The 22,363-nt window shown below is 45.2% G+C and carries 21 protein-coding genes; 18 read left to right on the forward strand and 3 right to left on the reverse strand.

Going from position 1 to position 22,363, the window contains the following annotated elements:
• Positions 1–59: 59 nt before the first annotated feature.
• From J9317_RS05560 to J9317_RS05585, 6 genes are all read left to right on the forward strand, one after another.
• Positions 60–1,322, forward strand: a complete 1,263-nt coding sequence (locus J9317_RS05560; RefSeq protein ID WP_211556878.1) for an ABC transporter substrate-binding protein — start codon at positions 60–62, stop codon at positions 1,320–1,322.
• A gap of 63 nt (positions 1,323–1,385) precedes the next feature.
• On the forward strand, positions 1,386–2,237 hold the full coding sequence (locus J9317_RS05565; RefSeq protein WP_211556879.1) for a carbohydrate ABC transporter permease: 852 nt from the start codon (positions 1,386–1,388) through the stop codon (positions 2,235–2,237).
• Positions 2,237–3,097, forward strand: a complete 861-nt coding sequence (locus tag J9317_RS05570; protein WP_249292012.1) for a carbohydrate ABC transporter permease — start codon at positions 2,237–2,239, stop codon at positions 3,095–3,097. Before J9317_RS05565 ends, J9317_RS05570 begins: the two co-directional genes overlap by 1 nt.
• 11 nt (positions 3,098–3,108) lie before the next feature.
• Positions 3,109–4,830: a glycoside hydrolase family 35 protein gene (locus J9317_RS05575; protein WP_211556881.1), complete on the forward strand. Its 1,722-nt coding sequence runs from the start codon at positions 3,109–3,111 to the stop codon at positions 4,828–4,830.
• 14 nt (positions 4,831–4,844) lie between these two features.
• Positions 4,845–7,070: an alpha-galactosidase gene (locus tag J9317_RS05580; RefSeq protein ID WP_211556883.1), complete on the forward strand. Its 2,226-nt coding sequence runs from the start codon at positions 4,845–4,847 to the stop codon at positions 7,068–7,070.
• An 89-nt stretch (positions 7,071–7,159) separates the two neighbouring features.
• The gene (locus tag J9317_RS05585; protein ID WP_211556885.1) at positions 7,160–8,026 is read left to right on the forward strand and encodes a Cof-type HAD-IIB family hydrolase; all 867 of its coding nucleotides are present in this window, start codon (positions 7,160–7,162) and stop codon (positions 8,024–8,026) included.
• A 119-nt stretch (positions 8,027–8,145) separates the two neighbouring features.
• On the opposite strand, the gene J9317_RS05590 is transcribed toward J9317_RS05585, so the two are convergent.
• Complete coding sequence (locus tag J9317_RS05590) at positions 8,146–9,072, reverse strand: S66 peptidase family protein (protein ID WP_211556887.1); 927 nt, start codon at positions 9,070–9,072, stop codon at positions 8,146–8,148.
• A gap of 162 nt (positions 9,073–9,234) precedes the next feature.
• Between J9317_RS05590 and J9317_RS05595 the strand changes: the two genes are divergently transcribed.
• The 9 genes from J9317_RS05595 to J9317_RS05635 all read left to right on the forward strand — a co-directional run bounded on the left by J9317_RS05595 (position 9,235) and on the right by J9317_RS05635 (position 18,932).
• The gene (locus J9317_RS05595) at positions 9,235–9,999 is read left to right on the forward strand and encodes an alpha/beta fold hydrolase (RefSeq protein ID WP_211556889.1); all 765 of its coding nucleotides are present in this window, start codon (positions 9,235–9,237) and stop codon (positions 9,997–9,999) included.
• On the forward strand, positions 9,999–10,583 hold the full coding sequence (locus J9317_RS05600) for a TetR/AcrR family transcriptional regulator (protein WP_211556891.1): 585 nt from the start codon (positions 9,999–10,001) through the stop codon (positions 10,581–10,583). The genes J9317_RS05595 and J9317_RS05600 overlap by 1 nt, the downstream gene beginning before the upstream one ends.
• 74 nt (positions 10,584–10,657) lie before the next feature.
• Entirely contained in the window at positions 10,658–12,163 is a 1,506-nt protein-coding gene (locus J9317_RS05605) for a coproporphyrinogen III oxidase (protein ID WP_211562144.1), read from the forward strand.
• A 629-nt stretch (positions 12,164–12,792) separates the two neighbouring features.
• Positions 12,793–13,230: a GNAT family N-acetyltransferase gene (locus J9317_RS05610; protein ID WP_211556892.1), complete on the forward strand. Its 438-nt coding sequence runs from the start codon at positions 12,793–12,795 to the stop codon at positions 13,228–13,230.
• Between the two features lie 147 nt (positions 13,231–13,377).
• Positions 13,378–14,937, forward strand: coding sequence for a fatty acid--CoA ligase (locus tag J9317_RS05615; protein ID WP_211556893.1), 1,560 nt, complete (start codon positions 13,378–13,380; stop codon positions 14,935–14,937).
• Positions 14,938–14,956: 19 nt separating this feature from the next.
• Positions 14,957–16,105: an acyl-CoA dehydrogenase family protein gene (locus J9317_RS05620; RefSeq protein ID WP_211556894.1), complete on the forward strand. Its 1,149-nt coding sequence runs from the start codon at positions 14,957–14,959 to the stop codon at positions 16,103–16,105.
• A gap of 16 nt (positions 16,106–16,121) precedes the next feature.
• Positions 16,122–16,997, forward strand: a complete 876-nt coding sequence (locus J9317_RS05625) for a 3-hydroxyacyl-CoA dehydrogenase family protein (RefSeq protein WP_211556895.1) — start codon at positions 16,122–16,124, stop codon at positions 16,995–16,997.
• Positions 16,994–18,148: a thiolase family protein gene (locus J9317_RS05630; RefSeq protein ID WP_211556897.1), complete on the forward strand. Its 1,155-nt coding sequence runs from the start codon at positions 16,994–16,996 to the stop codon at positions 18,146–18,148. Before J9317_RS05625 ends, J9317_RS05630 begins: the two co-directional genes overlap by 4 nt.
• Positions 18,149–18,161: 13 nt before the next feature.
• Entirely contained in the window at positions 18,162–18,932 is a 771-nt protein-coding gene (locus J9317_RS05635) for an enoyl-CoA hydratase (protein WP_211556900.1), read from the forward strand.
• A 57-nt stretch (positions 18,933–18,989) separates the two neighbouring features.
• Here J9317_RS05635 and J9317_RS05640 read toward each other — a convergent pair whose 3' ends face one another.
• On the reverse strand, positions 18,990–19,175 hold the full coding sequence (locus J9317_RS05640; protein ID WP_035406504.1) for a YhzD family protein: 186 nt from the start codon (positions 19,173–19,175) through the stop codon (positions 18,990–18,992).
• Positions 19,176–19,331: 156 nt separating this feature from the next.
• Between J9317_RS05640 and J9317_RS05645 the strand changes: the two genes are divergently transcribed.
• Both J9317_RS05645 and J9317_RS05650 read left to right on the forward strand, forming a co-directional pair.
• Positions 19,332–20,231, forward strand: a complete 900-nt coding sequence (locus J9317_RS05645; RefSeq protein ID WP_211556902.1) for an ABC transporter ATP-binding protein — start codon at positions 19,332–19,334, stop codon at positions 20,229–20,231.
• On the forward strand, positions 20,224–21,474 hold the full coding sequence (locus J9317_RS05650) for an ABC transporter permease (protein ID WP_211556904.1): 1,251 nt from the start codon (positions 20,224–20,226) through the stop codon (positions 21,472–21,474). Before J9317_RS05645 ends, J9317_RS05650 begins: the two co-directional genes overlap by 8 nt.
• A 137-nt stretch (positions 21,475–21,611) precedes the next feature.
• Here J9317_RS05650 and J9317_RS05655 read toward each other — a convergent pair whose 3' ends face one another.
• Complete coding sequence (locus J9317_RS05655) at positions 21,612–21,941, reverse strand: DUF3889 domain-containing protein (RefSeq protein ID WP_211556906.1); 330 nt, start codon at positions 21,939–21,941, stop codon at positions 21,612–21,614.
• Positions 21,942–22,013: 72 nt separating this feature from the next.
• Here J9317_RS05655 and J9317_RS05660 point away from each other — a divergent pair, with 72 nt between their 5' ends.
• Positions 22,014–22,289 (forward strand): hypothetical protein, encoded by a 276-nt coding sequence (locus tag J9317_RS05660; protein ID WP_211556907.1) that lies wholly within the window; start codon positions 22,014–22,016, stop codon positions 22,287–22,289.
• Positions 22,290–22,363 lie beyond the last annotated feature (74 nt).

Below are 22,363 nucleotides of genomic sequence, written 5' to 3' on the forward strand. Positions count from 1 at the left end.
TAGTTTGTTTCATAAATTAATTAAGTAACTAGATAGCCAGAATAATAAGGAGGGAAATCATGAAAAGAAAATTGAGCATGTTACTGTGCCTCGTTTTAGGAATCGGACTGCTGGGAGGATGTTCAGGTAAGGCTGATAATCCAAATAAATTAACAGCCTGGGTCTGGAATGTTAACGTCCCGGTATTGGAGGCTGCTGAAAAGCGATATCAGGAAGATCATCCTGAATTTGATCTTGAGATTGTTGAAATGGGTACAAGCGATGTTTATCAGAAACTGACCACGGGCCTGCTTGCAGGCGGACAGGGCCTTCCGGATATTGTTCTTGTGGAGGATGACCGTATACAAGGCTACATCGATTCCTTTCCGGATGCATTCCTGAACTTATCAAAACACGGATTTGATGAAAAGAAAGAATCCATGTTTCCCGAGTTTAAAAGAGATTTAGTTTCAAAGGACGGAGATATGTATGCGTTTCCTTTTGATGCGGGTCCTACCGGGGTCTTTTATCGAAAAGATATATTCGATAAAGCCGGCGTAAACGCAGAAGATATGAAAACATGGGCTGATTTTATTGAAGCTGGAAAAACAATTAAAGAGAAGACAGGCAAGGATATGATCGGACTCGATTTAAACGGGGATGACGGTCTCTACCGTATGATGCTGAATCAGCAAGGAACCTTTTATTTTGATGAAAATGAAAAGCCGAATCTGACTTCACCAGAGTCAGTTAAAGCCATGAAGGTTCATAAGCAGCTGAAGGAAGCGGATCTTGTGAAAAATACGGTTGGCTGGGACGCTTGGATCAGCTCCATGGTTCAGGGGGACGTAGCGACAGCTCCTTCGGGTGCGTGGCTTGCAGGCTCGATTACCCAGCAGGGGAAAGATTCGGCTGGCAAATGGGGAGTCATTCCTTTACCGGCATTTGAGGAGGGCGCAAACCGTGCCTCAAACCTTGGCGGGAGCAACTATACGATCATGAAATCATCTGAAAATGCGGAAATGGCGTATGACTTCCTGGAGTACTTTTCAACAGATGAACAAACACAGATTGAAGCAATGAACGGAGGGCTCTTTCCTTCACTGACCACCATTTATGATGAAGATGTGTTCACTAATGGAGTAGATTTCTTTGGCGGACAGGCTGTATGGAAAACGCTTGCCGATCAGATGACAGACATTCCTTCGGTTAACTATACCGGCGATTTTCCGTATGCCAAGGACGAAGCGGTGAAAGCGCAATCCCAGGCAATGGGAGGAAAGCTTACGATCGAAGAAGCATTTAAAGCAGCTCAAAAGCGTTTGAAGAATAGAATGCTTTAGAGTAAAAAATCCGGAAAGAGCTGGAGGGATTTAGCTCTTTCTCTACTAAAGGCGGGATTGCAGATGAGTCGTTCACGATTGTTTCCTTATTGGTTTTTAGCTCCGGCACTGGTTTTGTTTCTCATATTTACCGTATACCCTGTCGCTGCTTCATTTATTTTAAGCTTTCAGAAGTTTGAGGCAGGATCTTATGCATTTAACGGATTAAACAACTATATTCGTCTCTTTAATGACGAGATTTTTTGGACAGCACTGAAGAATACGTTTATCATTTTCGTTTTTCAGGTGCCGATCATGCTGCTGCTCGCCATAGTCTTAGCAGGAGCATTGAACAGCCAGCTATTAAAGCTGAAAGGATTTTTTAGGGTTTCCTTTTTCCTTCCAGCTGTAACCTCTCTTGTTGCCTATTCCATCCTTTTCTCGATCATGCTTCAGGAGGAAGGGATTATCAACAACGCGTTGAGCTATCTTGGAATTGCAGCCGTCCCCTGGCTTTCGGATGGGTTTTGGGCAAAGGCATCGATTATTCTTGCGATGACATGGAGATGGACGGGCTACAACATGGTCATTTTCCTTGCTGCTCTTCAAAATATTCCTGAGGAAATTTATGAAGCAGCCTCATTGGATGGTGCAGGAAAGATCCGTCAATTCTTTCATATCACCATCCCTCAGTTAAAGCCCGTCATCCTGTTTGCCGGTACATTGAGCACGATTGGAACACTGCAATTGTTCGATGAGCCATTTAACCTGACTAAAGGGGGACCGGCAGATTCAACGATGACGCTGGGACTTTACATTTATCAGAACGGTTTTGAATATTTCCAATTTGGCTATGCATCCGCCATTGCTTATGTGGTAGTTGTACTAGTAGCAATCTTGACCTTCATCCAATTTAAAGTGGCAGGTGATCGATAATGGAAGCAGTAAAAAGTGTACCTATGACACAGGAAAAAAAGAACAGGAAGCTTCCGCAAAAAATAGGCATGTATGCAATGCTGGGAATTTTTCTAGTCGTCTCTATTTTTCCTTTCTACTGGATGTTCATCGGGTCTACAAATGAATCCGGGAAAATGTTTACGAATCCTCCAACGCTGCTTCCCGGAACGAAGCTCGTGGAAAACTATCAGAACCTGAATTCCGCTATTGATGTATCAAGAGTGTTATTTAACTCATTGTTTGTTTCCCTGCTGTATGTCGTTTCCGCATTGATTGTATGTTCTCTCGCTGCTTATGCACTGGCGAAGTTAGAATTTAAAGGGAAAAATCTGATCTTTACAGCTTTTCTGCTTTCCATGATGATTCCTTATCAGGCAACCTTGATTCCGCTCTTTCAAATGATGTCTTCGGCAGGATGGCTGAATACGTATTTTGCGGTCATTGCTCCGCAAATCTGTTATCCTTTTGCCATTTTTCTGCTGCGGCAGAATTTCCTGGCTTTTCCGACTGAGCTGATTGAAGCGGCGCGTCTTGATGGGGCGAGTGAATTAAAGATTTTCGCAAAAGTCGTCATGCCGGCTATGAGGCCATCTCTTGCGGCTGCATCCATTTTCTTATTCATGACTCAGTGGAATAACTTCCTATGGCCGCTCGTTGTATTGAATGATTCATCTATGCATACTTTCCCTGTAGCTCTTTCCAGTTTAATGGGATTATCGTACATTGATTATGGACAAGTGATGATGGGTGTTTCCATAGCGACCATTCCAATCATTATCTTCTTCCTTGTTCTACAGAAACAATTTATATCAGGAATGCTTGGAAGTGCTGTTAAATAAGGAGGGTTTCTATGCTGACAGCAAAGGACGGACAATTTTTTCTGAACGAAGAACCTTTTCAAATCCTATCAGGAAGCATCCATTATTTTCGAGTGGTGCCGGAATACTGGGAAGACCGATTGAAAAAGTTGAAGATGCTCGGTTTGAATACGGTTGAAACGTATATTCCATGGAATGTGCATGAGCCGAAAAAAGGAGATTTCCAGTTTGAAGGAATGGCAGACTTGGAAAGATTTATTCAGACAGCGGATAAATTGGGTCTGCATGTGATCCTGCGGCCAGCGCCATATATTTGCGCGGAGTGGGAATTCGGCGGTCTGCCTGCCTGGCTGCTGAAGGGACAGGATATGGAGCTTCGAAGCTCCGATCCTGCGTTTTTGAATCACTTGACCGAATATTTTCACGTTCTCCTGCCGAAGCTGGTGCCTTATTTATCTGGAAATGGCGGACCGGTCATCGCGATGCAAATTGAAAATGAATATGGAGCCTATGGAAATGATCAGCAATATTTGAAATATTTAAGGAAGCTTTATCAGCAGGAGGGAATAGATGTCCTGCTCTTTACTTCTGATGGTCCCGAGTTTATCCAGCATGGTTCGCTGGAGGAAGCGGTAACTACGCTGAACTTTGGCTCCAGGCCGGAGGAAGCGTTCAGCGCGCTGGAAAGGTTCAGGCCGGGCTCGCCTCTAATGTGTGCGGAGTTTTGGATCGGCTGGTTTGACCACTGGGGCGGTGAGCACCACAGAAGGGACGCAGCGGAAATGACGGCTGTATATGAAACCATCCTTTCCAAAGGGGCATCCGTTAACTTTTATATGTTCCATGGAGGAACGAACTTCGGCTTTATGAATGGAGCCAACCATTACGAAACGTATACTCCGACGATCACAAGCTATGATTATGACGCATTGCTGACAGAATGGGGAGATCCCTCAGATAAATATTTTGCAGTGAAAGAGATATTGACCAGGTATAAGGAGGTTCCTGAAGAGGATCCGGAGCCCGGTGAGAAAAAAACATACGGCAAGGTGGCATTATCGGAAAGCACCAGCCTGTTTGATGGGATTCAAAATCTATCGACTCTTAAAGCCATTGCTCCCAGAGCAATGGAAGAGTTTGATCAAAGCTATGGAATGATTCTTTATCGTACTAAGGTAGAGAAGCAGGGAGAGCTGGAGATGGATATTTCGCCGATCAGAGACCGGGCGCTTATCTATATAAATGGAAAGCATGTGAAGACCATCTATCGGAATGATACGGAGAAAATGATTACGCTGCCCTTTGATCAGTCCATAAATGTCCTTGAAATTCTGGTGGAAAATATGGGCCGGGTAAACTACGGCAAGCATTTAAAAGACCGGAAAGGCATTATTCAAAACCTATGGATCGGCCAGCAGTACTGGTTTAATTGGGAAGTAATTCCGATTGAACTGAACCCTGAGCAAGTTGATTGGCTTCAGGGAACAGATACAAGGTTTCCGCGATTTTACAAAGGTACCTTTAAGGCAAAAGAATGTGCGGATACATTCGTCGATTTAGCCGGATGGACAAAAGGATATGTATGGGTGAACGGCTTCAACCTGGGCCGCTATTGGCAAACAGAAGGGCCTCAAGTAAGCCTTTACATACCGGCGCCCCTTTTAAGAGAGGGAGAAAACGAAATACTTGTGCTGGAGCTTGAAGAGACTTCATCGAGCATGGTTGAATTGTCAGATCAACCCGATATCGGATAAGAGGAGGAACCCCCATGCCAATCCATACCAACGAATCAACAAAGCAATTTCACTTAACGAACGGACAGATCAGCTATATTTTTCACGTGATGAAAAACGGGGAGCTTGGCCATTTATACTATGGAAAAGCGCTGAAGCACCAGGAGGATTTTTCCCATTTTCAGAATGCGTTTGTTCCCACAGCGGCTAGCTGCCATGTTGAAAAAAACGACCCTGCCTTTTCCCTGGAAACATTAAGACAGGAATATCCGGGCTACGGAACTACAGACTTCCGGGAGCCGGCTCTTTCGATTAGAAGAGAAAACGGAAGCTCTGTCCACCGCTTTGAATACGAGGCATATGCCATTACGGATGGGAAGGAACGAATTCCAGGCATGCCAGCTACCTTTGCGGAGCAAGGGGAAGCGAAGAATCTCGCTATTACTCTGATCGACCGGACAGCCGGACTGAAGCTGATCTTGAACTACACCCTATTCGAGCATCTTCCTGTTATTGCAAGGAGGACGACAGTAGAAAATATCGGCACTGAAAACGTTCAGCTTGAACGGGTGATGAGTCTGTCGCTTGATTTAAATGACCGTGACTATACGATGATGCATCTTTCCGGGACCTGGTCAAGGGAGCGCCATCTGAAGGAGCGTGTGCTTGAGACCGGCATTCAGTCCATTTCAAGTGCAAGAGGAGCGAGCTCGCACCACCATAACCCATTTATAGCACTTCGCCGCCAGGAAACAACCGAGACACTGGGAGAAGCAATTGGCGCTCATTTCATTTACAGCGGAAATTTTCTCGCCCAGGCCGAGGTAGACCATTACGACACGACGAGAATCACAATGGGAATTCATCCCTTCCAATTTAATTGGAACCTGAATCCAGGTGCGGTTTTCCACTCTCCTGAGGCTGTATTGACCTATTCGGATCAAGGGCTGAACGGATTAACAAAAAGTGTGCATGATTTATTCCGGAAACATTTGATTTCGCCAAACTGGCGCGATAAAGAAAGACCGGTTCTCATTAATAATTGGGAAGCTACGTATTTTGACTTTAGTGCAGAGAAGATTACGCAAATTGCGAGAAGGGCAAAAGAACTTGGAATCGAACTTTTCGTTCTCGATGACGGGTGGTTTGGAAAACGGAATGATGACACATCTTCACTTGGAGATTGGTATGTGGATGAAAACAAGCTGCCGGAAGGAATAGAAGCCCTTTCCAAATCGATACGCGGAGAAGGTCTGCAGTTTGGTTTATGGTTTGAGCCGGAGATGGTTAATGAGGAAAGCGATTTATTTGAGAAGCACCCGGATTGGGTGGTTCATGATCCCGAGCGTCCTAAATCCTATGGACGAAATCAATGGGTGCTCGATTATACCCGCAAGGAAGTCGTTGACTATTTGTATGAACGGATGTCTTTCTTTATCCGCTCTGCCAAACTCAGCTACATCAAATGGGATATGAATCGGAATATTACAGAAGCTTATTCTGCTTCTTTGGGCAGGGATCGGCAGGGTGAGTTTTTTCATCGCTATATTTTAGGCGTTTATGATCTGTACGAACGGCTCACCTCAGAATTCCCGGACGTCCTCTTTGAATCATGTGCGGGAGGAGGAGGCCGCTTCGATGCCGGCATGCTTTACTACGCTCCTCAGGCATGGACGAGCGATGATACGGATGCAGCTGAAAGAATGAAGATTCAATACGGTTCTTCTTTTGTGTATCCTATCTACAGCATGGGCTCTCACGTATCGGATATTCCGAATCATCAGACCATGAGAAAGACATCGCTTAAAACACGGGGAGATGTCGCGTATTTTGGAACGTTCGGCTATGAACTGGATCCCAATCGCATGACAGAGGAAGAGAAGGAAGAAGTGAAAGGGCAGATTGCGCAATACAAGCAGCTTCGCACCCTGATCCGGGACGGAGATTTTTACAGACTGATCAGTCCGTTCACATCGAACGAATTGCTTTGGATGATTGTGGCGAAGGATCAGTCTGCAGCCATCGCCGGCTGGTATAAAACACTGGCTGTTCCGAATCCGAAAAAAGAGCAGGTGATTAAGCTGACCGGGCTTAATCCTCAAGCAGCCTATTCGATTGAGGGCCGTTCCAGGACCTATATGGGTGATGAACTAATGAGTAGAGGACTGAACTTATCGACTGAATTCAACGGAGTCAATGCCAAGCACGCTGAAAGAGGCGGAGACTTCCAATCAGAAGTCTTTCTTTTGAAAAAAGTCTGACGCGGGCAAGCCGTCTTGTTCTACCCTCATAATCCTCTTCATACGCTGATAAGGGAACAACTTCAGACATCAAGAGAGGGGGAGCCTGCGTGGTTTACCGCATGCTTGCATTGAACATAGACGGAACGCTGCTTCGCTCAAATGGCCGCCTTCATCAGGCGACAAGAGAAGCCATTGAATTTGTGCAGAAAAAAGGTGTGTACGTCTCGCTTGTAACAAACCGCCATTTCCAGTCCGCCAGAAAACTTGCGAGAGCCTTAAAACTAGAATCGTTTTTGGTTACTCACAGCGGCGCCTTTATCGCAGAAAAAATAGATGAGCCGCTTTTTGAAAGAAGACTTGGAGAAACGCTGACGTATAGCCTTGTTCAGGTGCTCGAAAACTATGAATGCCATATCCGGATCATTCATGAGCGCTACAGCATCGGGAACAGGGTTAAGGTCACGCCTCATATGACAGGCAGTACGGTCATCCAGTCCTCTGAACCGCTTTTCTATCCGAACCAGTATGTAGAATCACTTGGTGATGCATTAAGAGATGAACCAATTGATGCTCCAAAGCTGGAAGTGCTTTTTCAGAGCAAAAGGGAGAAAGAGGCGGCTGCTGCTTTTCTGAATGAAACTTTTAATGAGGTGACCATTTCAGACCGGAATGCACTCCGCTTTGATCTAATGGCTAAAGGAGTGACCAAAGCAACCGGACTGGAGCTTCTTTGCAGCCATCTTAAGATACCGATGAGCGAAGTTGTCGCGATTGGAGACAGCTCGGATGACAGGGATATGATTGCAAATGCCGGACTTGGTGTCGCTATGGGCCAGGCGCCGTTTGAAGTTAAGCAGGCGGCCGACTGGGTCACACGCTCCAATGAAGATTCCGGAGTTGCCTACATGATCAAAGAACATTTCAGAAAACAGTACCGGCTTGGATACTTGGACAAAATTAAGCTGGACCAATAAGAGAAAGGCTGACCCTGAGGGGTTGGCCTTTTTTGGGGGTACAGACCATGGGGAAGGGGGGGAGACGAGAACGTTTTGCCAGGGTCAGGATCCATAATGTATGGCCTCTGCATAAGAACTTATGAAGGTCGAACACCTGGTTCAAGAATGGTGAAGGTATTAGCAGATGTATTTAAATTTGCGCGGGCCCCGATTGGAATGGCTGCCTTATAATATCCGTGTGCCGTCGTTACGTTTGTCATAAGCGGTTTTCCAAGAGGAATAAAAAATTCATTGATAAGGTCTTCATAGGATTTTCCGTATGCAGTTTCGCATTTTGTGCATTCACCGAGAACAATTCCGGCACAATCTTCTAGTTTTCCTGCAAGCTTAAGATGGTTAACATATCGGTAGATTTTATTAATGGGTTCTTCCGTCTCCTCAATAATGAGAATCTTTCCATTTGTATCAATGTCATAAATCGTTCCAAGCACATCCGTAAAGGAAGTTAGGTTCCCCCCAACCGTTTGGCCTGTTACATTTCCAGGTATTCTGCTGACCTGAGGAATCCCGGGAGGATTTGTAATTTGACGAGGGGATTGGAGGGTAGCCGTGGCGGCAAAAAACTGCTGAAAATTATAGGCCGGGGTTTCCGGCACAAAATCAAGCAGCAGCAGACTCTGAAACGTAATTAAATCTGCATATTGGAATAAGACATTTTGCAATACCGTAATGTCACTGTAGCCGCTCAGTATTTTTGGATTTTGACGGATAATTGAATAATCAAGATAAGGAAGAATTCCGGCAACACCCACCCCGCCTCTTGTCGGCAGGATCATTTTAACTTCCGGATTGGAAAACATCTTCATTAAATCCGCTGCCCTCTGTTCATCGGTTCCGCCCAGAAAACCGTTTACAGTGTATACGTAGTCACCAAGGACAACCTTAAATCCCATGCCTCTTAAAGTTGCAATCCCCTGGTTGATTTTTGCCTCATCAAGCGGACTGCCAAGTGTAACGATTCCGATGGTATCACCCTGCTGTAAAATAGGCGGTCTTTCTGCCATATCCTTCACTCCTTCAATCCAAATCATGCTGTAACATGTATATGTGGCAGTGATGCGAAAAAGAAGAGCCTTTATCCTGAAGTGCATTGCGTAGGTTTTTCATTGACCAGAAGTTCAATCATAAGATAGGATGGACATGTCAGATAAATTAGGAGGGCTTATATGGATTTGCATGCCGAAGTTCAAGGCAGCGGCCGCCCCGTTATTCTCATTCACGGGCCTGGAACGGATTTGCGTGAATGGGTTTTCATCATCCCTTATCTTCTTAAAACGTGCCAAGTCATTGCTTATGACGTCAGAGGGTCAGGAAAGTCTCCGTCTCCGGTTGAACCGATGAACTTAGTCGACGATTTAAGAATGCTTATGGACGGTCTTCACATTGAAAAAGCCACATTGGTCGGGCATTCAAGAGGCGGGCAGGTAGCTGCAGATTTTGCATTAACAGATCCTTCACGCATTGAGAAGCTCATCTTAATTTCTCCCTCATTAACCGGTTATGAATATTCACAGCAGTATAACTTTTGGATGAACAAAATAAATTCAGCACCCCGCGATATCAACGGCATTGCTGAACATATTATGAACGGCCCCCATCACTCAATCATTAAAACTTCCGAGCATTTTGCTCTTTTTGGAGAAATGATGAGGACGTATGTAAGAAAAGCTCTTACCGAATGGAAAAGTTACGAAATCATTTGGCCCGAGCCTCCGGCGATTCAAAGACTTAAAGAAATGCAAGCCGCTACTCTTTTTATTCAGGGAACGAAGGAATTTGAAGATATGTATCAAATAAGAGAACATTATGACAAAATTCCGTCCATTGAATTTGTCATTATCCCCCGTGCCGATCATATGTCCACCTTGACTCATCCTGAAGAAATTGCCGAAAATATTTTAGAGTTTATAAAGGAGGAAGCTAAACACTAATGCCGCGCACCCCTGAAGCTTATGAGAAGATAAGAAAGCAAAGCAGCGAAAGATTATTAACTGCTGCTTTAGACCTCTTCATAAAAAAGGGATATCACTCCACCTCTATTGAAGAAGTGACTAAACTTGCCCAAGTCTCAAAAGGGCTGCTTTATCATTATTACCAAGGCAAGGAAGGCCTCCTTGAGGCAATGATCCAGATGAGGATTGAAAACCTTCGGGCTGTGATGGATGGTGCCCTCACCAAAAGGACACCTAAAGAAAAGCTTTGCCACATAGCGGAAGGAACGCTGGATAACGTGTTTCAGAATCCTGAGCTTTACCGTTTTTATATGAATCTTCAAACCCAGCCCCATCAGGATCAGGTACTCGCAAAATATGCGGATATCCTGAAGAAGGAGTTTGAAAGAAATTTTGAAATTCAGAGCAGGATTTTCGAAATGCTAGGTATTCAAGACCCGAGGAAACGTTCCCTGCTTTTTTCCTCCACTCTCAATGGCATTATGCTGATGATTTGCAGCTATCCGGATCACTTTCCGATTGAAGAAATGAAGTCCCAGGTGATTGAGGAGTTTTGCAAGTAAGCCCTTATTGTGTTCGCATCCCCCATCATGTACACTAAGGACAGTTTTTAAATTTTTCCTAAAAGGTGATTATGTTGCGTATATATATAAAAGGAAATCAGGATGAACGGTTTCATCGGCCGCTTAGACTGATTTCCAATTTGTTTTTTGAAGAGACAGAACTTTTGTTTGAAGAAGGTGAAGCAGATTTAACCGCGTCTATTGTGATTGAAGACCGCGGACAATCAGTTCTCGTTTCCGGAATCGCGGAAGCAGGCTGCCGCACCTATACGGCAAGCCACGAAAAGGATCTGACTGCTTTCTCTATAGAAAAGGAACGGTTTAAACAGATTAAAAACACATTGGCCCGCGTATACCTCATGCTGCTTCAAGAGCATACCGGCATTATTCAGCAGTGGGGCATCCTGACAGGAATGCGCCCGGTCAAACTGCTTCACAAAATGCTGCAGGACGGCATGACGAAAGAAGCAGCCCACCATAAGCTGCGGGAAGAATATTTAATTACCGAACAAAAAATACAGCTCATGCAAAGCATTGTGGACCGTCAATTAAAGGTGATTCCCGATCTCTATGACCTCGGCAGGGAAATCAGCATTTACATCGGAATTCCATTTTGCCCGACTAAATGCGCTTACTGCACATTCCCTGCGTTCGCTATGAATGGAAAACAAGGCAGAGTCGATTCGTTCCTTGGAGGTCTCCACTACGAAATGGAAGAGATCGGAAAGTACCTGAAGGAAAGCGGCATCAAAATTACGACTGTCTATTACGGCGGAGGAACGCCAACAAGTATTTCTGCAGAGGAAATGGACATGCTGTACGAACGCATGATGGAAGTCTTCCCCGATGTGAAGAACATCCGGGAAGTGACCGTTGAAGCAGGACGCCCTGATACGATCACACCTGAAAAGCTGGATGTCCTGAAGAAATACAGCATTGACCGCATCAGCATCAATCCGCAGTCCTATACACAGGAAACACTAAAGGCAATCGGACGCCACCATACTGTGGAAGAAACGATTGAAAAGTTCCATCTTGCCCGCAAACACGGCATGAACAATATCAACATGGACCTGATCATTGGACTGCCAAATGAAGGGGTGGAGGAAATGGCGCACTCTCTTGCTGAAACGGAAAAGCTTATGCCTGAATCGCTCACCGTTCATACGCTCTCATTCAAACGCGCATCCGAAATGACCCAGAACAAAAAGCGCTATAAGGTGGCGAGCCGAGAAGAGACAAGCGACATGATGGGACTGGCTGTTGACTGGACTGCGAAAAACGGATATGAGCCGTATTACCTTTACCGTCAAAAGAATATCCTCGGGAATCTGGAGAACGTAGGATATGCGCTTGAAGGACAGGACTCCCTTTACAACATCATGATTATGGAAGAACAGCAGACCATACTCGGACTTGGCTGCGGAGCCGCCAGTAAATTCCGCGATCCTGAAACGGGAAAGATCTCACACTTCAACAACCCGAAGGATCCAAAATCGTATAATGATGGGTATAAGCATTATACAGAAGAGAAAATTCGGATTATGAGGGAACTGTTTGGTGTTAAGGAAGAGGTATAAGGTTTTTGGAAAGCCCGGCCGGAGAGCCGGGCTTTTTTCAGTTGTGCAGGATTGATGGTAGCGGGGGAGATATGTTTGGGGAGGTGAAAAAAGGATGAGGCTTTGAAAAGATAATAGTGAATCAGATTGGGTAAGCGGGCGTTATAATGATGGTCGGCGGGGCAAAAACCTGTGTGGAGTGCGGCTGTATAGTTTAAGTTTGCTACTGGATCGGAATCCGGCAGGTCGAAACGTCCCGAATCGAAAATATATTGAAGTTTTCGATCATAAAGGACGCGATGCCAGGCAATGCGGACCGGACCCAGGTACTGATTTGGTTTATGATGAAAAATTTTCGGTTTATGATGAATTTTTTTGGTTTATGATGAAATTCCTCCGGGTTATGATGAATTTTTCCAGATTATGATGAAATTCTGAAATATATGATGAAATTGCAAATTATATGCTGAAAACGCATTACCCAGGCATCATGCAGTAAGTAGTCCAAATACTGCGAACCGCGTTCAGACCTGCTGAACTGCATCCAGCCAATCTCTTCATTTCTCACAATCTGTAACTTTACATCCCCCGATACGTCTTTTAAAATAGAATTTCCTATAGGTTTTGCTTTAGGACAGGAGGATCTTATTATGTTTGAGATAAAACCAATTCAATCAATGGAAGCGATTCCGCTTCGCCAGATGGTGATTTCACCGGACTCGCCATTGGAAGAGAGCAAGTATACCGGAGATGAAAACGAAGATACCATACATATTGGAGCGTTTGCGAAGGATCAGCTTGTCGGGGCAGCCTCTTTTTATAAGGAGCAGCATGCTAAATTAAGCGGTAAAAGCATGTACCGCCTTAGAGGGCTTGCAATTGATCCCGGTCACCGCAATGAGTTAAGAGGGCAGACACTTATTCTGTTCGGTGAGAACCTTTTAGCACAAAATGGAATTGATGTGCTTTGGTGCACGACAAAGCTGTCAAATCTGCCATACTATCAGCATCTTGGATTCCAGGAGACAGAGCATACCTTCAATGAAGGAGAAAAAGGTCTTCAGGTTTTGATGGTTAAGCATATATGATTATTTCAGCCGAGCGGGCATGATTGAATGCCCGCTCATTTTTTATGGCGCAAAAGAAGGATTTTACCAGAATGATAGGAAAGTATATAGAGAGACATTCATTTTTACAGAAAAAATGAAAGCGATTCCAAATTTGGAGGGGATACGATGTATTCATCAATCGGGAAGCTTTTTGATTTAGCGGCGGAAAAGGGCAGGGATAAAGAGGCGCTTGCTGATGTTTCTCGCGGTATAAGAAGGACTTTCAGCGAATGGAAGACAGATGTGAATCAATGTGCAAATGCTCTTCATGAAGCTGGGGTGAAAAAGGGAGACCGTGTTTCCACTTTCCTTTTTAACTGTGCGGAGCTTGCGACGGTGTTCTTTGCCTGTGCAAAGATTGGGGCAGTGCTGAACCCGATTAATTTTCGCTTGAAATCACAGGAAGTAGCATTTATTTTAACGGACTGTTCTCCGAAGCTCGTACTGTTTGAGAAAGCTCTCACACCTGAAATTGATGCGCTGCATGAGCAATTCCCCTATACGCTTTTCTGGTCCATTGATTCGGCTCCTCCATCGTATGCGTCCTATTATCATGACAAGGTGAAATCCGCTCCTGTTCATGATGTGCAGACAGAGGTTGCTGAGGATGATTTGTATGCCATTATGTACACGAGCGGGACAACGGGCCGTCCAAAAGGCGTGCTTCACAGGCACCGTGACATGATTGATCAGGCGATGGTTTGCGCTATGGCACTTCGGCTCACTCCAAATGACTGCGGTCTGACAGCCGCTCCGATGTTTCACTGTGCCGAGCTTCATTGCTGCTTCCTTCCAAGAGTATTGATTGGGGCTAAAAATGTAATTCTGCACCATTTTGATCCTAAGCAGGTCCTGGATGTTATAGAAAAAGATCAGGTTACTATTATGTTCGGAGCCCCGACGATGTGGAATATGCTCCTGCAGGAAGACTTGGGGTTAGCTGACTTCAGCAGTATGAGGGTTGGTCTTTATGGTGCTGCCCCAATGGCTCCTGCTTTAGTAAAAGCCCTAAAAGAGGCGGTTGGTATTGATCTGGTTCAGGCATATGGCATGACGGAGATGGGTCCGGCTGTGACCTTCCTTGCTGAGGATGAACAGCTGACAAAGGCCGGTTCTGCAGGAAGAGTATGCTTTGGGCATGAACTGATTATCGCACGTCCGAATGAAGAGGGACCGGCCGAACCGGATGACCGGCTCAAGCCTTATGAGGTGGGGGAAATTCTCGTTAAGGGCCCATCCGTAATGGCAGGCTATCATCAAAGACCGGAGGCGAGTGAGAAGGCTTTGTATAAAGGGTGGTATCACTCTGGAGACCTCGGTTATTTGGATAAAGACGGCTATTTGTTCGTTGCAGACCGTGTGGATGACATGATAATCAGCGGCGGAGAAAACGTATATCCGCGCGAGGTGGAAGACGCTCTGTATGAGCATGAAGGTGTTCTTGACGCAGCCGTTCTCGGAGAGCCGGATGAAAAATGGGGCGAAACCGTGGTGGCGTATATTGTAAAGAAAAATCCAGAATTGACAGAGGATGATCTTGAAATTTTTTGCAAGGAAGGAAGCCGGTTAGCGGCCTATAAGCGACCGCGAAAATATATTTTTACTGAACAGCTGCCAAGAAATGCAAGCGGGAAAATCCAGAAGTTCCTGCTGAGGGAGCAGCTTGCCGCACATACACAAGCGTAACGGGAAGGATGAAGCAGCAATGACAGCAGCCGTCTATGTAAAAGAAGAGCATGCCATTTTCAGAAGTTCTTTGAGGAAGTTTTTGCAGAAGGAAGCCGTGCCTTTTTATGAGAAATGGGAAAAGGACCGTCTTATTCCAAGAGATTTTTGGATCAAAGCGGGGAAGGAAGGTTATTTATGTCCATGGGTCGATGAAGAATACGGCGGACTGAATGCAGATTTTGGCTATTCCGTCATCTTGAATGAAGAAATGGAGAAGGTCGGCTCAAGTCTGATCGGTTTCGGACTTCATAGCGATATCACCGTCCCATATATTCATGAATTCGGAACAACAGAGCAAAAGCAGCGCTGGCTGCCCGGCTGTGTAACCGGCGACTTGATTACCGCCATTGCCATGACCGAACCCGGAGCAGGTTCGGATTTAGCGGGGATCAAGACCACTGCGGTGAAAGAGGGCAATTCCTACAGGCTGAATGGTTCGAAAACGTTCATTACGAACGGTATACATGCGGACCTTGTGATCGTCGTCTGTAAAACAGATCCGAAGGCGGTTCCTGCGCATAAAGGAATCAGCCTGATTGCTGTAGAGAAAGAAACCATCGGTTTTCACAAAGGGAAAAAGCTCGACAAGGTGGGGCTGCATGCCCAGGATACAGCTGAGCTGTATTTTGAAGATGCGATCGTACCTGCAGAGAACCTGCTTGGGGAAGAAGGAAAAGGCTTCTACTATCTCATGCAGATGCTTCAGCAGGAGCGGCTGCTTGTCGGAATTTGTGCGCAGGCTTCTGCGGAACGGATTTTGGAACTTACGACCGATTATGTGAAGGACCGTGAAGCCTTTGGAAAATCAATCAGCAAGCTCCAAACCGTTCAATTCCGTCTTGCTGAAATGGCGACCGAAGTGCAAATTGGCCGTTCATTTTTAAATGAAGCCATTCAGGAGCATATGGAAGGAAAGGATGCCGTTCAAAAGGTATCAATGGCTAAATGGTGGCTCACTGACATGGCAAAGCGCATAGCCGCAGAAGGAATACAGCTGCATGGCGGGTATGGATACATGGAGGAATACGAGGTTGCCAGACGGTACCGTGATATTCCGGTTATGGCCATTTACGCCGGCACAAACGAAATCATGAAAACGATTATTGCGAAAAAGATGGGACTTTAAATAGGGGGAGAAGCTTATGGGCCTTACAAAAATAGCGGTGATCGGGGCAGGGTTAATGGGAAGCGGCATTGCCCAGTCGCTTGCAATGGGAGGGAAACGGGTCAAACTCTATGATTCCTCCAAACAGTCTCTGAAAAGGGCAGAAGACTCTATTGAAAAAAGCCTGCAGCGCTTCGTTAAAGCAGGGACAATGAATGAAGAGGCTGTTTTCACGGTTATGGAGCATATTCATCCCGTTCATGATGTGTGGGAAGCCGTAAAGGATGCAGAGCTTGTCATAGAGGCGGTTCCGGAATCACTCTCATTAAAAAAACTAGTATTTGAGGAAATCGACCGGCTGGCGCCGGAGGAAGCCATTTTGGCCACAAATACATCTGAATTAAGTGTTACAGCGATTGCGGCTGCGACAAGCCGGCCGGATAAAGTACTCGGTATGCACTGGTTCAATCCTGCGCCGGTCATGAGGCTGATTGAAATTGTGCAGGGCGAGGATACATCACCTGAAACCATTAAAGCCGTTGAAGAGGTTTCACAGGAAATAGGGAAGGAAACGGTTCTCGTCAAGGATCGGCAGGGCTTTGTCACGACAAGGGCTCTTACTGCACATCTGCTGGAATGCATAAGGATGCATGAAGAAGGGGTGGCAAATGCCAAAGATATTGATAAAGCCATCCGATTGGGTCTGAACTATCCAATGGGACCGCTGGAGCTTGCCGATCTTATAGGACTTGATACGATGCTGTTCGTCAGCGAAGGAATGACCGCTGCCTACGGCGATCGCTTTTTGCCCCCTCAGAGTTTGAGAAAAATGGTTGAAGCAGGTCATTTTGGACGAAAAACGGGAAAAGGTTTTTATACTTATACTGTTCAAAGGGAGACGAGTAAGCAATGAGCAGAGAAGCCGTCATCATTGAAGCGGTCCGCACACCCGCAGGCAAGAGAAAGGGAGTCTGCCGCGAAACGCATCCGGTGCATCTGGCTTCTGGAATCCTTAAAGAATTGACTCGGCGTTCGGGATTAGATCCAAGCCTAATCGAAGATGTGGTCATGGGATGTGTCAGTTCTATCGGGGAACAGGGCTTAAACATTGGCCGCCTGGCTTCTCTGGATGCTGGTTTTCCAGTAACCGTGCCATCTGTTCAGCTGAATCGGATGTGCGGTTCAGGATTGCAGGCGATCCAGTTTGCCTGCCAGGAAATTACGTCCGGAGATATGGACATTACGGTCGCCGCAGGAGTGGAGAGCATGACTAAGGTGCCGATTTTGAGCGATGGAAATGATCAAACCATTCCCCCTTCTTTAAAGGGAAAATATGACTTTGTTCATCAGGGAGTATCGGCCGAACTTATTGCAGAAAAATACAACCTTACACGGGAAGAACTGGATCAATTTTCATTTGAAAGCCACCAGAAGGCGCTTGCGGCTCAGAAAAATGGAAGATTCGATGCGGAAATTTTCCCTGTAACAGGAATTGACCGTGACGGAAATACTATCACAGTAGCACAGGACGAAGGACCTCGTGCTGATACATCAGTGGAAGCCCTGGCAGCATTGAAGCCTGTTTTTAAAGAAAATGGTGTCATTACAGCGGGAAATGCCAGCCAGATGAGTGACGGGGCTGCGGCTGTGCTGCTGATGGAAAAAAACAAAGCGCTAGAAATGGGATTCAAGCCCCGCGCGAGAATTGTCGCAAATACAATCGTTGGGTCAGATCCGATTTTAATGCTGGATGGAGTTATCCCAGCGACGAAAAAAGTGCTCGGTAAAGCCGGGCTGAAGATTGAAGACATCGATCTGTTTGAAATAAACGAAGCCTTCGCGCCTGTCGTTTTAGCCTGGATGAAGGAATTGGGACCGGACAGAGCGAAAGTAAATGTAAACGGAGGGGCCATAGCACTCGGTCATCCGCTTGGAGCAACTGGCGTTAAACTAATGACGACACTGCTTCATGAACTGGAACGCAGAAACGGCCGCTATGGACTTTTGACCATCTGCATCGGCCACGGAATGGCTGTCGCAACCATCATTGAACGATTAAACTAAAGGGGATGAAGCAATGAACACAGTAAATGTAGTGTATGAGGGAAGAGTTGCAAAAGTCGAAATGAGCAGACCGGACGTACTGAATGCGATGGACAGTGAGATGCTGAGTGAGCTTCTTGCAGCATTTAAAGAAGTGCGCGATAGTGAAGCCGATATTTTAGTGATTTCAGGAGCGGGAAGAGGATTTTCTTCTGGCGGTGATATTAAGTCGATGCTTTCGGATATGGATGAGTCCGCATTTTCATCCGTCATGTATACCATCTCGCAAATGATTACGGAGCTATATACGATGCCGAAACTCACCATCAGTGCCATTCACGGTGCGGCGGCGGGACTTGGTTTCAGCCTGGCACTTGCATGTGACCATGTAATCGCGCATGAAACGGCGATTCTCTCTATGAACTTCATCGGAATCGGTCTGATTCCAGACGGCGGCGGCCACTTCTTTATGGAAAAACGTTTAGGCGAAACGAAAGCGAAGCAGATGATCTGGGAGGGAAGAAGACTCTCAAGCGAAGATGCGAAGCAAGCAGGCCTTATCGATCAAATGGTGGCAGGGGATATGAAAGCGGCAGTTGAAGAGAAAATCTCTGAATGGCTTGAAAAACCAATTGCTGCCATGATTGAGACAAAACGCATTTACACATCCAGAAGTGCAGCAGATCTTGAATCCATTTTAAGTCTAGAAACCTCTTCTCAATATAAGATGAGACAAACAAATGATCACAGAGAAGGAATTTCTTCTTTCTTAGAAAAAAGACAGCCTCAGTTTTCAGGTAAGTAATTCAAATGCTATAGAATAGGCAAACACACAAAAGAGGTGCATATAGCACCTCTTTTCCTAACGCTCAAATAACACCATCTTGCCGGCCGCATTCACACAGCGGTGCGTTTTCTTTGTATAATTTTTTTCCTCGAGTTTTTGAATTCCGAGATCCTTTGCTTCCTGCTCGCTGGCTGCCTCGAAGCTTTCATCCAGCAGCTTTTCCCCATTTTTTTCAAATACTGTTAAGTAGTACTTTCCCATCGCTGTCTCCCCTTTGCATCATTAAAATCGTCATCTATTATTATTTCGGAAACGAATTCCGAAAATCCTTCTTCTAACTTCAGTTTTAATCATTTAAGATAAAATTGAAACTTTTTACCAGCAGGCACGTAACTAATCATTAGAGGAGGGATACTTATGGCTTTGATGTTAAATAAAGTAACGAAGAATTTCGGTGCACATACAGCTGTCAATCAGCTGAATCTTGAAATACCAGAGAAAGAGATTTTCGGCTTTTTAGGAGCGAATGGTGCGGGAAAAACGACCACATTCAGAATGGTTCTTGGGCTTCTGCATCCAAGCGGCGGTGAAATCAGCTGGCAGGGAGAGCCCATTAATTACAAGACCACTGATCAAATCGGCTATTTGCCAGAGGAGAGAGGCCTTTACCCGAAACTTAAGGTGAAGGACCAGCTTGTATATTTGGCTAAATTAAAAGGTATGAACAAAAACGAATCAGAAAAAGAACTGATTAGATGGCTTGATCGCTTTAAGGTGCCAGAGTACTTGAATAAAAAAGTAGAAGAGCTGTCTAAAGGAAATCAGCAGAAAATCCAATTTATCACGGCAGTGCTTCACAAGCCGAAGCTGCTAATTTTGGATGAACCTTTCTCAGGGCTTGATCCGGTGAACGTTGAGCTTTTGAAAGAGGCGGTTGAAGAATTGAGGGAGCAGGGTACGTCGATCGTTTTCTCAAGCCACCGAATGGAGCATGTTGAGGAGATGTGCAACCATTTATGCATAATGCATAAAGGAAAGCCGGTTGTTCATGGCGGACTAAAGGATATCAAACGGTCCTTTGGAAAGAAAAATGTAATCATTCATGCTGATTTTGATTTAGCTTATCTCAGTGATGTTCCAGGTGTAATCAAGCATAAGAAAACGTCGGAAGGCATCAGGCTCCAGGTAACCGGCGAGGAAGTGTCCCAGGATGTGCTGGCAGCCATTCAAAATAAAGGATTTATCCGGAAATTCGTCTTGGAAGAACCGTCTTTAAATGATATTTTCATTGAGAAGGTAGGTGCATCCTATGAGTAAATTTTGGGTTGTTATGATGTATACATACCAAAACAAAATTAAGTCAAAATCTTTTCTGATTACAACCGGTATTTCCCTTCTTTTAATATTCGGCATTTCCAATCTGCAGAATGTAATGGAGATGTTCAATAAAAACGAACCGAAAAAAATTGCTGTAATTGACGAAAGCGGCTCACTTTTCGAGCCGTTCCGCCAAAATGCAGAAGCACTTGATAAGGATTTGGAGATTAAGCCATCATCAGAAAATGAAGCCACTCTCAAAAAACAGGTGCTTGACGGAAAGCTAGATGCTTATGTGGTGCTGAAAATTGATGCAGAAGGCTTGCCGGAGGGAACCTTTAACGCTGAATCTGTCGTTGATACCGGTTTCGCGTACAGTCTTGATCAGTCGCTGCAGCAGACAAAGGTGGCGATAGGTACAGAAAAACTCGGTGTGGATACTGCTCAGATTTCAAAGCTTCTTGCTCCAGTGGAAATGGAAAAGATCGCACTTCAGGAAAATGCAAAGTCTGAGGAAGAATTGAATCAGGCCCGCGGACTTGTTTATGTCATGCTGTTTGTCATTTATTTCTCTGTCATTACGTATGCGAGCATGATTGCCATGGAGGTAGCAACGGAAAAATCCTCCAGAGTAATGGAAATCCTGATCTCAAGCATCTCGCCGATTCAGCAGATGTTCGCTAAAATTTTGGGAATTGCTCTTGTCAGCTTAACGCAGCTTGCGATCATGATTGGTGTCGGATTCCTTGCTGTCAAAGATAAAATGGCTCAAATTGATGCGATGAGCGGCGGGGTAATGGGCATTTCAAATACATCTCCTGCAACCATTGCGTATTGCTTCATTTTTTTCCTTCTTGGCTATTTCCTTTTTGCTACACTGGCGGCGTTCCTTGGCTCGCTGGTAAGCAGAATCGAAGACGTTCAGCAGATGATTACCCCGATGATATTCATCGTCGTTGCCGGCTTCATGATTGCGATGTTCAATCTTGGCAACCCGGATAATACGTTTGTTACGGTAACATCCTTTATACCATTTTTCGCTCCGATGATTATGTTCCTAAGGGTAGGGATGCTGGATGTTCCGTTCTGGGAGGTTGGACTGTCAATCTTTATTTTGATTGTTTCCATTTATCTGCTTGCTTATTTCGGTTCGCGTGTATACAAAGGCGGGGTGCTCATGTATGGAAGTTCAAGCTCGCTGAAGGATATAAAGAAAGCGATTAGCCTCGGAAGGGATCACTAAATAGAGAGCCCAGGTGTGAAGTCGGGCTCTTTTTTCTATACGGGATGATAATTAAAAGAACGGTACCGGCAGAAAACTCAAAGGTTACGAAGGGGCTGAAATCTAAAAAAACCTGCTTCATGAAAGCAGGCCTGTGCTTATTTCATTTCATGCACCTGTACAGATTGAACCTTTTTGCTTCCCGTTTTGTAATGAATCACAACAATCACTTGAATTGTTCTCTGTCCTTCTGCAAGTGTCAGATGATACTGTTTCAGCGATTGGTCTTTTTTTGTCTGCTCGAAAATTTGTTTCGCCATAATGACCTGGCTTAACGGATAAACTTTTACCGCTTCTTTTTTCGCTGCAGCCGTGAAATCAGGGGTTTTCGCTGCTTGTGCTGAATAACTGGAAAATGAAACCTTTTCCAGGTTCCAGCCGTATATAATTACAAGGGAAGCAAAAAGGGAAATCCACCACTTTTTCATTTTTATCACCTTCCTGCTGGATAGTCTTCCCTTATATCTGGTTGATATTCTATTAAATTGGAGGATCCGGACATGGAGGTTCGGGCGGTGGATTTTAATCGGAGAATACTAAAAGATTGGGGGAATCGTCATATGGCATGGATAGGTTTGGCTATTATAGCGGGAATAACATTTATCATTTATAAAGCGATTAAGGGAACGAAAAATCATCAGGGAAACAGAAACAGCAGCAGCTCAGGTTTTACCCCGTTTTTTTACTCAGGTGACTCAGGTGACTCGTCATCAGACGGCGGAGGCTTTGACTGCGGCGGGGGCGGAGATGGCGGAGGCGGTGGTGGAGGCGATTGACGCTTCCTCTTTTTATTCCCTTTTTTCAATAGTGTTCTTAAAGGATTTCCAGTACCTCACAGAGAATGACTAAA

It is taken from the genome of Metabacillus flavus (genome assembly GCF_018283675.1).
Lineage (GTDB): Bacteria > Bacillota > Bacilli > Bacillales > Bacillaceae > Metabacillus_B > Metabacillus_B flavus.